The sequence below is a fragment of the Allobrachymonas sp. genome (genome assembly GCF_041912815.1).
GTDB lineage: Bacteria > Pseudomonadota > Gammaproteobacteria > Burkholderiales > Burkholderiaceae_C > Brachymonas.
Map to the genome: position 1 here is coordinate 188,589 of NZ_JAYRLV010000001.1, position 14,442 is coordinate 203,030.

Annotated in this window: 14 protein-coding genes; all 14 read right to left on the minus strand. The window is 52.9% G+C overall.

Translation table 11 applies throughout. The features are described 5' to 3' along the window. Positions 1–11: 11 nt before the first annotated feature. The 14 genes from nuoN to ACE3P9_RS00915 all read right to left on the minus strand — a co-directional run bounded on the left by nuoN (position 12) and on the right by ACE3P9_RS00915 (position 14,426). Complete coding sequence (gene nuoN, locus ACE3P9_RS00850; RefSeq protein ID WP_374491004.1) at positions 12–1,508, minus strand: NADH-quinone oxidoreductase subunit NuoN; 1,497 nt, start codon at positions 1,506–1,508, stop codon at positions 12–14. A gap of 11 nt (positions 1,509–1,519) precedes the next feature. Beyond that, positions 1,520–2,995, minus strand: a complete 1,476-nt coding sequence (locus ACE3P9_RS00855; protein WP_374491006.1) for an NADH-quinone oxidoreductase subunit M — start codon at positions 2,993–2,995, stop codon at positions 1,520–1,522. 14 nt (positions 2,996–3,009) lie between these two features. Then, a complete protein-coding gene (gene nuoL, locus ACE3P9_RS00860) occupies positions 3,010–5,025 on the minus strand; it encodes an NADH-quinone oxidoreductase subunit L (protein WP_374491008.1) in 2,016 nt (671 codons plus the stop codon). A gap of 5 nt (positions 5,026–5,030) precedes the next feature. Beyond that, positions 5,031–5,342, minus strand: a complete 312-nt coding sequence (gene nuoK, locus ACE3P9_RS00865; RefSeq protein ID WP_374491010.1) for an NADH-quinone oxidoreductase subunit NuoK — start codon at positions 5,340–5,342, stop codon at positions 5,031–5,033. Next, a complete protein-coding gene (locus ACE3P9_RS00870; RefSeq protein WP_374491012.1) occupies positions 5,339–6,004 on the minus strand; it encodes an NADH-quinone oxidoreductase subunit J in 666 nt (221 codons plus the stop codon). Before ACE3P9_RS00870 ends, nuoK begins: the two co-directional genes overlap by 4 nt. A gap of 27 nt (positions 6,005–6,031) precedes the next feature. Beyond that, the gene (nuoI, locus tag ACE3P9_RS00875; RefSeq protein WP_374491014.1) at positions 6,032–6,550 is read right to left on the minus strand and encodes an NADH-quinone oxidoreductase subunit NuoI; all 519 of its coding nucleotides are present in this window, start codon (positions 6,548–6,550) and stop codon (positions 6,032–6,034) included. A 13-nt stretch (positions 6,551–6,563) separates the two neighbouring features. Next, entirely contained in the window at positions 6,564–7,640 is a 1,077-nt protein-coding gene (gene nuoH, locus ACE3P9_RS00880) for an NADH-quinone oxidoreductase subunit NuoH (protein WP_374491016.1), read from the minus strand. Next, the gene (nuoG, locus tag ACE3P9_RS00885; RefSeq protein ID WP_374491018.1) at positions 7,637–9,772 is read right to left on the minus strand and encodes an NADH-quinone oxidoreductase subunit NuoG; all 2,136 of its coding nucleotides are present in this window, start codon (positions 9,770–9,772) and stop codon (positions 7,637–7,639) included. The genes nuoH and nuoG overlap by 4 nt, the downstream gene beginning before the upstream one ends. A gap of 13 nt (positions 9,773–9,785) precedes the next feature. Continuing rightward, on the minus strand, positions 9,786–11,138 hold the full coding sequence (gene nuoF, locus ACE3P9_RS00890; RefSeq protein ID WP_374491020.1) for an NADH-quinone oxidoreductase subunit NuoF: 1,353 nt from the start codon (positions 11,136–11,138) through the stop codon (positions 9,786–9,788). Next, a complete protein-coding gene (nuoE, locus tag ACE3P9_RS00895; protein WP_374491022.1) occupies positions 11,138–11,626 on the minus strand; it encodes an NADH-quinone oxidoreductase subunit NuoE in 489 nt (162 codons plus the stop codon). Before nuoE ends, nuoF begins: the two co-directional genes overlap by 1 nt. Next, on the minus strand, positions 11,623–12,876 hold the full coding sequence (locus tag ACE3P9_RS00900) for an NADH-quinone oxidoreductase subunit D (RefSeq protein WP_374491024.1): 1,254 nt from the start codon (positions 12,874–12,876) through the stop codon (positions 11,623–11,625). The genes nuoE and ACE3P9_RS00900 overlap by 4 nt, the downstream gene beginning before the upstream one ends. Positions 12,877–12,894: 18 nt before the next feature. Next, entirely contained in the window at positions 12,895–13,506 is a 612-nt protein-coding gene (locus ACE3P9_RS00905; RefSeq protein ID WP_374491026.1) for an NADH-quinone oxidoreductase subunit C, read from the minus strand. A gap of 10 nt (positions 13,507–13,516) precedes the next feature. After that, positions 13,517–13,999: an NADH-quinone oxidoreductase subunit B family protein gene (locus ACE3P9_RS00910; RefSeq protein ID WP_374491028.1), complete on the minus strand. Its 483-nt coding sequence runs from the start codon at positions 13,997–13,999 to the stop codon at positions 13,517–13,519. A gap of 67 nt (positions 14,000–14,066) precedes the next feature. Further along, a complete protein-coding gene (locus ACE3P9_RS00915; RefSeq protein WP_374491030.1) occupies positions 14,067–14,426 on the minus strand; it encodes an NADH-quinone oxidoreductase subunit A in 360 nt (119 codons plus the stop codon). Between the last annotated feature and the right edge of the window lie 16 nt (positions 14,427–14,442).

The following is a 14,442-nucleotide window of genomic DNA, read 5'->3' on the forward strand; positions in this document are numbered from 1 at the left end:
CACTGAGAATTTCAGGCATTGAGCATGCGATGGATGGCAAATGCACAGATAGCCATCAACCCTGCCGGCATCAATCCAAACAGCAGCACCAACGCGCCATTGATGGACAGTACGGCACGAACATCCAGTCCTGCATGCAATTCCTTTGGCAATTGGGGATTCGGGGCATCAAAGTACATGACCTTGATGACGCGGAGATAATAGAACGCACCAATCAGGGACATGAGCACCGCAAAAATGGCAAGTCCAATCTGGAATGTCTGTCCGGAAGCCACCAGAACTTGCAGCACTGTCAGCTTGGCATAGAACCCTACCATCGGAGGCACACCAGCCAAGGACAGGAGACTCACAGCCATCACACCTGCGTACAGCGGGCGAGATTGATTCAGTCCGGAAAGATCCTGAATGTTCTCGCACTCGAACCCCTCATACGACAGGAGCATGATCACACCAAAGTTGACCAGGGTGGTCAGGACGTAGGTGACGATATAGAACATGCCAGCCGAATAGGCATCGACGACGAGATTGAAATTTCCATTGCTGTATCCAGAGACGAAAGCCAACAGCACGAATCCCACCTGCGAAATGGTGGAATATGCAAGCATGCGCTTGAGATTGGTCTGCATGATGGCTGCAAGGTTACCGATCAACAGAGATGCAATGGCCAACACGGCCATCATCTGCTGCCATTGAACAGCCAGCGGCATCAATCCTTCTACCAGGAGGCGCACCATGATGGCAAACGCCGCCAGTTTGGGCGCACTTGCCACAATCAGCGTCACAGAGGTCGGAGCCCCTTCATACACATCAGGCAGCCACGCATGGAATGGAGCAGCCCCCAGCTTGAAAGCCAGCCCTGACACCAGAAACACCAGTCCAAGCATCAGAATCTGCCATTTGGCCATACCGGTTGCAACGATCTGCTGAATCTGATTGATCTGCAGGGTTCCAGTTGCGCCATAGATCATCGACATGCCGTAAAGCATGAAACCGGAAGCCAATGCACCCAGCACAAAGTACTTCATGCCTGCTTCCGTAGACTGCTTGTGATCACGGCGCAGAGCAACCAACGCATAGCTGGAAAGAGTCAAGAGTTCGAGGCCCAGATAGATCACAAGAAAATGATTGCCGGAAATCATCATGAAGATGCCGAGCAGACTGAACAGACTGAGAGTGAACAGCTCCCCGCCACGCGACAGCATATCTCGCGCCACCGAATAGGGACGGCCATAGATCATGGTAACCATCATGGCCAGTGCAGCAAAGCATTTGAGCCAATTTCCCATGGGATCGCTGACGATCATGTTGCCGAAGCCATAGATCGTGAACCCATTCAGCGCATACAACCCTTGTGATACAGCCACCACGAAGAGTGTCAGCAACGTGAATACATAAGTGAATGTCCGCTTGGTGCTATGGACCGAGAGATCTGCCAGCGTGATGGCACAGGCCATGACCAGCAGAATCAACTCCGGGAAAATGGCGACCCAGCTCAGGTTATCAATCATGGTGCGTTCTCTTATTGCAATTTGGATTGTGCGACATGCTGCAGCAGCTGAGTGACCGACGCATCCATGACATCAGTGACCGGCTTGGGATCGAGCCCCATCCACAACACCCCTAATGCCAGCAGCGTCAGCATCAAGAATTCCCGAGGAGTGATATCCATCAACTTGCGCACATTGTCATTTGCGACAGGGCCCAGATACACACGCTTGTACATCCAGAGCGAATAGGCTGCACCGAGCACCAAGGCAGATGCTGCCATAACCCCGAGCCAGAAACCAGCCTGCGTAGCAGCCAGAATCACCATCCATTCACCCACAAACCCCGAGGTTGCCGGCAAACCGCAGTTGGCCATGGAAAACAGCAGCGCGAAGGCGGCAAATTTCGGCATGGTATTGATCACGCCGCCATAGGCTGCGATTTCACGGGAATGCACACGATCGTAAAGCACCCCAATGCACAGAAACATGGCAGCAGATACCAAACCGTGAGAAATCATCTGCACGATGCCCCCTGCGATACCCAGATCATTGAATATGAAGAAGCCCAGTGTCACAAACCCCATGTGCGCCACGGAAGAATAGGCAACCAGCTTCTTCATGTCGCGCTGCACCATGGCCACCAGGCCCACATAGATCACTGCCACCAGTGAGAAGGCAATCATGAGCCACGCCCATTGGTGCGCTGCATCAGGTGCGATGGGCAGCGAAAAACGCAGAAAGCCATAGGCACCCAGCTTGAGCATGATGGCTGCCAGCACCACGGAGCCTCCGGTAGGAGCTTCGACGTGCACATCGGGCAACCAAGTATGCACAGGCCACATGGGCACCTTCACGGCAAAAGCAGCAAAGAAAGCAAAGAAAAGCAGAGTCTGGGCACGTGCCCCCAGCGGCATGCTCTGCCAGAGCTGAATGTCAAAGCTGCCGCCGGAAACATTGAACAGATACACCAGTGCAACCAGCATCAGAAGCGAGCCTGCCAGGGTATAGAGAAAAAACTTGAAGGCTGCGTAGATGCGGTTCGGCCCACCCCAAATTCCGATGATGAGATACATCGGGATCAGGGTAGCCTCGAAGAACACATAGAACAACATGGCATCCAGTGATGCAAAGACACCGATCATCAATCCACTCAGGATGAGAAAAGCGCCCATGTACTGATTGACACGGCTGGTAATGACCTTCCAGCCGGCAATCACGACAATCACGGTAATGAAAGCCGTCAACAGTACGAACCACAGCGAAATGCCATCCACCCCAAGGTGGTAATTGATGTTGAAGCGTGGAATCCATGGATTGTTTTCCACGAACTGCATGGCTGCAGTGTGCAGGCGGAATCCTGTATAGAGCGGAACAGTGACCGCTAAACTGGCCAGAGACCCCAAGAGCGCCAGCCAACGCACCATGCTCTTGTAGCGATCGGCGCCGAACGCGAGCAGGATGGAGCCGATGACGATGGGCATCCAGATCGATAGGCTTAACAATCCCATTTTGTTCTTTCTCCTTATTTGCCAAGCCAGACGAACCAGGTCATCAGAGCCAGCACGCCCATGATCATGAGGAGCGCATAGTGATAGACATAACCGGTCTGGAGCTTGCGCACCACAGCAGCAATGCCTCCCACCACTTTCCAGGAACCATTGACCACCAATCCATCGATCAAGGTCTGGTCCCCCACCTTCCAGAATCCAGTACCAAGCAGGCGGGCACCGCGCGCAATGATGTTCTCGTTGATCCAGTCAAGGTAGTACTTGTTTTCCAGAATGGTGACAAAGGGCGAGAACAGGGTCTTGAGACGCGCTGCCATCGCATTGTCGAGAATATAGAGGTAATACGCGACTCCCACCCCTGCCACTGTGAGCCAGAAAGGAATGGTGGTCACTGCATGGATGCCCATGGCCCAGGCACCATGGAACTCTTCCCCGAGATGCTCCATGACAGGGTGCTGATGCAGATTGATCTGCGCGATGCCATCGAAGAAATGTCCGAACAGAAGAGGCTGAATTGCGACATAGCCCACAACGACAGAAGGAATCGCCAGCAAAATCAGAGGCAACGTGACCACCCATGGCGACTCATGAGGCTTGGAAGAATGCCCATGAGCATGCGCATCATGCCCATGATGCGCCTCTGGATTGAGGTCATACCGTTCCGGCCCATGAAAAACCAGGAAATACATCCGAAAACTGTAGAGCGCTGTCACGAATACACTCAGAAGTGCCGCCCAGTAGGCAATACCTGCGGCAGGCAAAGTGCTCATGTGTACTGCCTCGATGATGCTTTCCTTCGAATAGAAGCCAGCAAAGAACGGAGTCCCGATCAATGCAAGTGAACCAATCAGAGAAGTGATCCAAGTGATAGGCATGTATTTGCGCAGTCCTCCCATCCAGCGCATATCCTGGTTGTGATGGACACCCATGATTACCGAGCCAGCGCCCAAGAAAAGAAGCGCTTTGAAGAAGGCATGCGTCATCAGATGAAACACTGCCACCGGATAGGCTGAAACACCCAATGCCATGGTCATGTACCCCAACTGCGACAGAGTTGAATACGCCACCACGCGCTTGATATCGTTCTGGATAATTCCCAGAAGTCCCATGAAGAAGGCGGTAATGGCGCCAATGACCAATACAAAGTTGAGGGCTGTATCACTCAACTCATAAAGAGGCGACATGCGCGTCACCATGAAAATACCTGCCGTCACCATGGTGGCTGCGTGGATCAGTGCCGAAATGGGAGTGGGGCCTTCCATGGAATCCGGCAGCCAGATGTGCAAAGGAAACTGTGCCGACTTTCCCATTGCACCGATGAAAAGACAAATGGCAGCCATGGTCGCCACATTCCATCCAACGCCTGGATATGTCTGAACTGCCAAAGTATTGACCTTGGCAAAAAATTCAGTGTAGTTGAATGTACCTGTGTAAGCCAAGATCAGACCGATACCGAGAATGAATCCAAAATCTCCTACTCGGTTTACCAAAAAAGCCTTGAGATTGGCGAAAATTGCCGTCGGCCTCTTGAACCAGAATCCGATCAGCAGATAGGACACCAAGCCTACCGCTTCCCAGCCAAAGAACAGCTGCAGAAAATTGTTGCTCATGACCAGCATGAGCATAGAGAAGGTAAACAGGGAAATGTAGGAAAAGAAACGATCATAGCCGTCGTCATCCTCCATGTAACCCACCGTGTAGATGTGCACCATCAGGGACACGAATGTCACCACACACATCATCATGGCCGTGAGGTTGTCGACCATGAAACCCACCTCCATCTTCAGACCACCAATGTTCATCCATTCGTAGATGGTCTGATTGAAGGTAGCTCCTGCCAGCGTCTGTTTGAATACCAGAACAGACACAACAAAGGAGATAAAAACCCCAGAAATAGCAAGGATTTGGGATGCCTTACGCCCAAGTATATTGCCTCCCAACGCCGTTCCGAAAACCCCGACCAGAATCGACATGACCAAAGGGGCCAACGGCACGATAAGCAGCATATTCAAAGAAAGGCTGGAATTCATGAGTATCACCCCTTCAGTGAATTGAGCACGTCTGCGCTGATGTGCTGTTTGTCATTGCGGAAAACAAGTATCAAGATGGCAAGGCCAATGGCCGACTCTGCCGCAGCCACTGTCAGTATGAAGAATACGAAGATTTGCCCACTGAGATCCCCCCAAAAATGGGAGAAAGTCACGAAGTTGATGTTTACAGCAAGCAACATCAGTTCAATTGCCATCAACAGCACAATCAGATTCTTGCGATTCAGGAAGATGCCAACCACAGACAGGGCGAACAGAATGCCGCCTACCGTCAGGTAATGTCCCACTGTCAATGTCATGCTTTTTTCTCCTCAACGACTGCATCAGACTGCTTGGCATGAGAAGGTGCAGGCAGAGTCACATCCATTTTCAGAATGCGTACGCGATCCGAGGCACGCACACGCACCTGTTCTCCAGGCGACTGATACTTGCTATCCTTGCGTTTACGAAGCGTAAGGGCAATGGCAGCCACCATCGCAACAAGCAACAGAACAGCAGCCCCTTCCACGGGCAAGAGATATTGGGTAAACAACAGCCTCCCCAGCTCTTTGGTATTCGATGCTCCAGGCGGAAGCGGCATGCCATCCGCGCCCCGCATCGGGTTCGGCACAGTTTCATGGAAATTGCCCAAGAGAACAGCCGCCATCTCCGCAATAATGATCACTCCCACCAGTGCAGCAAAGGGAAAATGTGTCCAGAACTTGCTTCTCAAGGCATCGACATTGATGTCGAGCATCATGACGACGAAGAGGAATAGAACCATAACGGCCCCAACGTACACGACAACGAGTGTGATGGAGAGAAACTCCGCCTGAAGCAGCATCCAGATTCCTGACGCCTGGAAAAAGGCCAGAACCAGATAAAGAGCGGCATATACGGGATTGCGGACCGTGATGACACGAAATGCAGCAAAAAGCAGCACCGCGGCAAACACGTAGAAAAGCACAGAGGTGACATCCATGATTATTCGATTCCAATGTATGACTGATCACCGATAGGGTGCATCCGCTGCCTTGTTGGCAGCAATCTGAGTTTCGTACTTGTCACCAACGGCAAGGAGCATTTCCTTGGTGAAATAAAGATCGCCTCGTTTTTCCCCGTGATATTCGAAGATATTTGTCTCTACGATCGAATCGACGGGACAGCTTTCCTCACAGAATCCGCAGAAAATGCATTTCGTCAAATCAATGTCGTACCGTGTCGTACGTCGCGAGCCATCCTCGCGCTGCGCAGATTCAATGGTGATGGCCATGGCAGGACACACGGCTTCGCACAGCTTGCAGGCAATGCAGCGCTCTTCCCCATTTTCATAACGGCGAAGCGCATGCAATCCCCGGAAGCGAGGACTCAGAGGAGTTTTTTCTTCTGGGTACTGAATAGTGAACTTTCCCTTGAGGGCATATCGACCTGTCAAAGCCATACCCTTGAACAGTTCCACAAGCATGAAACTGTGTAGAAAATCCTTGATGGAAAAGCCTGATTGCGACTTGTTCATGACTGCAGACATTTCACTCCCCCGCTCATTTCCAGACGTTCCATGCAGATTGCATCCACAGACCGATGAGCACCAGCCACACCAGCGTGACAGGAATGAAAACCTTCCAGCCCAATCGCATGATCTGATCGTAGCGATAGCGAGGGAACGTTGCCCGGATCCAGATGAACATGCTCACCACAACAAAAATTTTCAGCCCCAGCCATATCCACCCAGGAATGAACCCGAGAAACTGGAAGGGTGGAAGCCAGCCTCCCAGGAACATAACTGCTGCCAAGCTGGAAAAGAGGAGCATGTTGGCATATTCACCCAGGAAGAAAATGGCAAATCCCATGCCCGAATACTCCACCATGTGACCAGCCACAATTTCTGCCTCGCCTTCGACCACATCGAACGGATGTCGATTGGTTTCTGCCACGCCGGAAATCAGATACACCAAGAAGACTGGAAGCAAGGGCAGCCAGTTCCATGAAAGCAGATTCACGCCCTTGTCAGCGAAAATACCTTTCGACTGAGACATGACGATGTCACTGAGGTTCATGCTCCCACTGATCATTAGCACAATGAGCAAACAGAATCCCATGGCTATCTCATAAGACACCATCTGTGCAGATGCTCTCAGCGCCCCCAGGAAAGGATACTTGGAATTGGAAGCCCAGCCGGCCATGATGACGCCATAGACTTCGACAGAAGTGATGGCCATCAGCAGCAGCAGGCCCGCATTGATGTTGGACAATGCCATCTCAGGGCCGAAGGGAACCACTACCCAAGCCGCCAGTGCGGGCATGAAGGCAATGATCGGGCCCAGGTAGTAGATGGCTGTATTTGCGCGATCGGGTCGCAGTACTTCCTTGGTGAGCAGCTTGAGCGCATCCGCGAATGGCTGAAACAACCCTGCAGGGCCCACCCGATTGGGTCCAAGACGAACCTGCATGAACCCCAGAAGACGACGCTCCCAGTAAGTGAGATAAGCCACGCAGATCAGCAATGGCAACACCACTACAACAATCTTGATCAGTGCCCACAGCACTGGCCATGCGAGCGTCATCCACCAGTTGGCCTGCACCAACCCTTGTCCAGCCGAAAAAATGGCATCGATCATGCGTTGCCTCCTTGATGCTGCCGAGCAGCACGCGCATCTGCTGTTGCCTGCAGTGAAGGTGCACGACGCACGATCCCGTCAAGCTGATAAATGGATGCCACCACTGGAGCTGCCTGCGCCTGATTCACGGTGATGGTTGCATCAGTGGCATTGTCCAGCAGATGATCCACAACTCCTTCATGGTCATCTCGCACGCCGTCGATGGATGTCAGTACAGCGTGGCTCGACTCCATGTCAAATCCTGAAAGATTCAGCATGTTGCCAAGTACGCGCAAGACTTTCCAAGCAGGACGCGTTTCACCTGCCGGTTTGACGACAGCATGGAATCCCTGCACACGCCCTTCGGTATTTACAAAACTACCAGAGGTTTCGGTAAATGGGCTCACTGGCAACAGCACATCGCTGAAAGCCATGTTGGACTTGAAAGGGCTCATGGTGACAACCATGTCGACGTTTTCGAGCTGTTGCGCTGCCCGAGCTCCCAAGACACTGTCGAATTCAGGCTCTGTGTGAAGAAGCAGAAGCCCCTTCACTTGTCCCTGCAGCATTTCTGCTGCGTTCAGCCCGTCGGCCACAGGCTGGGCTCGTACCAGTTGGGCACCCACCGTATTGGACGCTTCTCCAAGGAAACCTAGCGTTGCACCTGTTTCCTTCGCAATCCATTGCGCGAGTGCGTGCAGCGCAGAGGCCTGTTCATGATGAACTGCGGCATTCCCGAGAAGAACAGCCTTGTTCGCCCCATTGAGAAGGGCACGAGCAATATCTGTGGCTTCCAGCCCGAATTCTGCTTCCACAGGTGGTTGGATGCCGCGCTCCGAAGCCACGGCAGCAGCAATACCAGCCAAGGCCAATGTCCATTGAACGGCAGGAGCTTCCAGGCTCGCATGCATAGGCATGGCCCAGTCGAAACGCTCCTCGTTCAACGCCATGATCTGTGCACCATGACGGGCCGCCTGACGAATCCGCTGTGCCAGCAAGGGATGGTCCTTGCGAAGATGGCTGCCTACAATCAATACCCGATCCAGACCGTTGAGCGCAGCGATAGGCATACCCAGCCAGCGAATCTTGCCATGCTGATCAGAAAAATCCGCACAACGCAATCGGGTGTCGATGTTATCGCTTCCCATCTGACGCAAAAGACGTGTCGCGAGAGCGAGCTCTTCCAGCGTGCTGTGAGGACTCAAGAGTGCCCCCAGACCACGCCCTGTATGCTCCTCTTGAATGTGTTTCATTCCATTGGCTACGTATTCAAGCGCAGTCTGCCAATCCACCTCATGCCATTCGCCTCCTTGCTTGATCATGGGCGAAGTGAGGCGTTCCGAAGAATTCAAGGATTCATAGCTGAAACGATCACGATCGGCAATCCAGCATTCATTCACTGCTTCATTTTCGAAGGGAACTACGCGCATGACCTGATTATTCTTGACCTGAATGATCAGATTTGCCCCAGTAGAATCATGCGGGCTGACCGAACGACGGCGTCCCAGCTCCCATGTCCTTGCATGATACCGAAAAGGCTTGCTGGTAAGTGCACCGACAGGACAGATGTCAATCATATTGCCTGAGAGTTCGGAATCCACCGTGGCGCCCACGAAAGTCTCGATCTCAGAATGCTCGCCACGATGACTCATGCCGAGTTCCATCTGACCCGCAATTTCCTGGCCAAACCGCACACATCGCGTGCACTGAATGCAGCGGCTCATTTCCGCCATGGAAATCAAAGGACCCACATCCTTGGCTCGAACGACACGCTTTTCCTCTTGATAACGAGAGCCGTTGCCACCGTATCCAACCGCCAGATCCTGCAGCTGACATTCGCCCCCCTGGTCGCAAATTGGGCAATCCAAGGGATGGTTGATCAAGAGAAACTCCATCACAGCCTTCTGAGCCTTGATGGCCTTGTCGCTCTTGGTGCGAACAATCATGCCTTGTGCTACTGGTGTGGCGCATGCCGGAACTGCCTTGGGCATCTTCTCCACATCCACCAGACACATACGACAGTTGGCAGCGATGCTCAGCTTCTTGTGATAACAGAAATGCGGAATATAGGTACCTGCCTGTTCAGCCGCATGCATGACCATGCTGCCTTCTTTGACTTCTACCTTTTTACCATCGAGTTCAATTTCAACCATGGATATTCACTCGTCAAATATAGGTCGGCACCATGCAGTGCTTATGTTCCACGTGATATGCGAATTCATCACGGAAATGCTTAAGCATTCCACGCACAGGCATAGCCGCCGCATCCCCCAGCGCACAGATCGTCCGCCCCTGAATATTGGAGGCGACAGAGTCCAGCAATTCCAGATCTTCCTGACGACCCAGACCGTTTTCAATACGGTCCACGACGCGCCATAGCCAACCAGTTCCCTCACGACATGGCGTGCACTGCCCACAGGATTCGTGCATATAGAAGTAGGAGAGCCGCTGCAGCGATTTGACCATGCACCGGCTGTCATCCATCACGATCACAGCGCCCGATCCCAGCATCGATCCGGCCTTGGAAATGGAGTCATAGTCCATGGTGCAATCCATGATCACATCAGCCGGCAACACGGGCGCGGAAGACCCACCAGGAATGACAGCCTTTAGCTTGCGCCCTGTACGTACCCCACCTGCAAGATCGAGCAGTTTCGAAAAGGGGGTTCCCATAGGAACCTCATAGTTCCCCGGCAGATTGACATCACCCGAAACGGAGTAGATCTTGGTACCGCCATTATTGGGCTTGCCACACTCCAGATAAGCTTGACCACCGTGACGGATGATCCACGGTACAGCTGCAAATGTCTCAGTATTGTTGATGGTAGTGGGCTTCCCGTACAAACCAAAACTGGCTGGGAAAGGCGGCTTGAATCGCGGCTGCCCCTTTTTGCCTTCCAGGGATTCCAGCAGGGCCGTTTCCTCTCCGCAGATGTAGGCACCAAATCCATGATGGGCATGCAGCTGGAAGTTGAAGGTACTGCCCAGGATATTCTGTCCCAAATAGCCTGCTTCGCGTGCCTCACGAAGAGCTTCCTCGAAACGATCGTAAACCTGAAAAATTTCCCCGTGGATGTAGTTGTACCCTACTCCGATCCCCATCGCAAAAGCAGCAATCGCCATGCCTTCGATCACGATGTGCGGGTTGTACATGAGGATATCGCGATCCTTGCAGGTACCTGGCTCACCTTCATCGGAATTGCACACGAGGTATTTCTGCCCAGGAAACTGACGTGGCATGAAACTCCACTTCAGTCCAGTGGGAAAACCGGCACCACCACGTCCGCGCAGCGAAGACTCTTTGACGGTGGAAATCACCTGATCTTGAGTCATTCCTTCGCCGCCGTCCATGCCCAATACCTTGCGCAGGGCCTGATATCCGCCGCGCTGGATGTAATCCTGCAGATGCCAGTTCCGACCATCCAGATCCTTATAGATCTGAGGATCAATATGACGTCCATGGAAACAGGTATCCGCACCGGAGGCGGCAAATCGAGACAGTACTTCTTGCACCGACATTACTTGGCCTCCGACTGCTTGAGTTCTTCCACCAGTGCCGAAAGCCGCTCGGCAGACATGAAGCTGCACATGGAGCGATCATTGACCAGCATTACCGGTGCATCCGCACAGGCACCCAGACATTCGCAATGCTGCAGGGTGAACATTCCATCGGGAGTGGTTTCTCCATCCTTGATGCCCAGCGTGTCCTCAAGGTGCTTGAGTGCCTTGCCCCCATCTCGCAGCTGACACGGAAGATTGGTACACACATTGAACTTGTACTTACCAACAGGACGCTGGTTGTACATGTTGTAGAACGTCGTGACCTCATGAACCGCCATGCAAGGCATGTCCAAATAAGAGGCCACTTCGGCCTCGCTTTCCGGAGACACGTGACCCAACTCCTGCTGGACGATGGCAAGACACCCCATGACTGCAGATTGCTTTTGGTCCGGCGGATACTTGCTCACTTCCTGGGCAAAGCGATTCTTGATAGTTTCGGAAATCATCTATCAATTTCTCCAAACACGATATCCAACGTACCGATGATGGCCACGGCATCTGCCAGCATATGCCCACGCGTAAGCTCATCGAAAGCGGAAAGATGAACATATCCCGGTGGACGGATTTTCATGCGATAGGGCTTGTTGGCACCATCACTCACGAGATAGATCCCGAATTCACCCTTTGGATGCTCCACTGCGGCGTAGGCCTCGCCCTCGGGAACATGGAACCCTTCGGAGAAGAGCTTGAAGTGATGGATCAAATCCTCCATATTGCTCTTCATGTCGGTTCGCGACGGAGGAGCAATCTTGTGATTTTCGGTAATCACAGGGCCAGGATGAGCACGCAGCCAATCCACGCACTGCTTGATGATGCGATTGGACTCACGCATTTCCTGCACACGGACCAGATACCGGTCATAGCTATCCCCCGTCACACCGACTGGAATATCGAAATCCACCTGTGCATAGGCGTCATACGGCTGTTTCTTGCGCAGATCCCATGCCACACCGGATCCACGAAGCATGGGCCCTGTCATGCCCAGATTCATGGCACGCTCGGCGCTCACGACACCAATACCCACAGTACGCTGCTTCCAAATGCGATTGTCGGTCAGCAGAGTCTCATACTCATCCACGCACTTGGGGAAACGAGCAGTGAAATCCTCAATGAAATCAAGCAGGCTCCCTTCACGGGCGGCATTGAATTTCTGCAGTGCCTGATTGCTCCGTACCTTGCTGGGCGCAAGCTTGGACATACTGTCCGGCAAATCACGATACACCCCACCTGGGCGAAAATATGCGGCATGCATGCGCGCGCCCGATACTGCTTCATACATATCAAGCAGGTCTTCGCGTTCCCGGAAGGTATAGATGAGAATTGTCGAACTGCCACAATCATTGCCGTGCGAACCGAGCCACATCAAATGGTTGAGCAGCCTGGTGATCTCGGAGAACATCACCCGGATGTACTGAGCCCTGAGGGGCACCTCAACTCCAAGCAACTTCTCTACCGCAAGACAATAAGCGTGCTCATTGCACATCATGGAGACGTAATCGAGACGATCCATGTAGGGGAGGGTTTGCAGAAAGGTCTTGTTTTCGGCAAGCTTTTCGGTAGCACGATGCAGAAGACCGATATGCGGATCTGCACGCTGCACCACTTCCCCATCCAGCTCCAGCACCAGACGCAACACACCATGTGCCGCCGGGTGCTGCGGTCCGAAATTCAATGTGTAATTCTTAATCTCAGCCATACTAGCTCCCCTCACACCTCAATGGAGGCCGCCGTAGTTGTCCTCACGGATGATGCGAGGCGTGATTTCACGAGGCTCAATGGAAACAGGTTGGTAGACAACGCGCTTCTGCTCAGGGTCATACCGCATTTCCACATATCCAGAAAGCGGAAAATCCTTACGGAAAGGATGACCGATGAATCCATAATCCGTCAGGATACGCCGCAAATCCGGATGCCCCTCAAAAACAATACCAAAAAGGTCGAACGCCTCGCGCTCGAACCAATTGGCAGCGCTCCAGACATCCACCACAGAAGAAACAAGGGGCATCGCATCATCCTGCGCATAGACCTTGACACGAAGACGCTGATTGAGACTGATGGAAAGCAGATGAAGTACCACGCAGAACCGACGAGATTCCCGCACTTCCTGACGATATTCAGAGTAGTCAACCCCACACAGATCAACCAGAATCTCGAACTGAAGACCCTGCGCGTCACGCAATACGCGGCACACCTCAAGATAATGCGAGGCATTGACCTCGATCGTCAGCTCCCCATGCTCCTGATGAAAAGACTCGACTGCAGAAGACGCCAACGTCTTCTTGAGCACACCAGCCAGAGCTTCGATATCGACTGCATAATCGGCCATGATCTCCCCTTCAGACACGAGCAATTGTGTTGGTGCGACGGATCTTCTGCTGCAACTGAAGAATACCGTAGATCAACGCCTCCGCCGTAGGAGGACACCCTGGAACGTACACATCCACAGGAACCACCCGATCACAACCACGCACCACAGAATAACTGTAGTGATAGTACCCACCGCCATTGGCACAGGAACCCATGGAAAGAACCCAACGCGGCTCAGCCATCTGGTCATACACCTTGCGCAAGGCAGGCGCCATTTTGTTGCACAGAGTACCCGCCACGATCATCAAATCGGATTGGCGTGGAGAGGCACGAAATACCTCGGAACCAAATCGAGCGATGTCATAGCGTGCAGCGGCAGCATGCATCATTTCCACCGCACAACACGCAAGACCAAAGGTCATCGGCCAAATCGACCCAGTCTTGGCCCAGTTCGCCACCGCGTCATAGCTGGTGGTGATGAACCCTTCTTTGAAAACACCTTCTAGCGACATGCAAGTCTCCTAAAAACTTGCGGCCCACTTCTCACGCCTCGACACGAGAGCACGCCACAGGCTTTCGTCATTCCCAGTTGAGAGCACCCTTTTTCCACTCGTAGACGAAGCCCACGAGCAAGATCCCCAGGAACACCATGGCCGCCCAGAACGCCGTCGGACCCAATTCCTTGAGCGCAGCAGCCCACGGAAAGAGGAACGCAACCTCAAGATCAAAAAGAATGAATAGGATGGCAACCAGATAGTAACGCACATCAAATTTCATGCGCGCATCTTCGAATGCCTCAAAACCGCACTCGTATGGAGAGTTTTTTGCAGGATCGGGTCGATGCGGACCCAATGCAGACCCCAGCCCCAACGTCACGCCCCCTGCAACAAGGCCAACGACGATAAAAAGAAGTACCGGGAGATATTGAGAGAGATCCATTTTGCACAGCCATTCT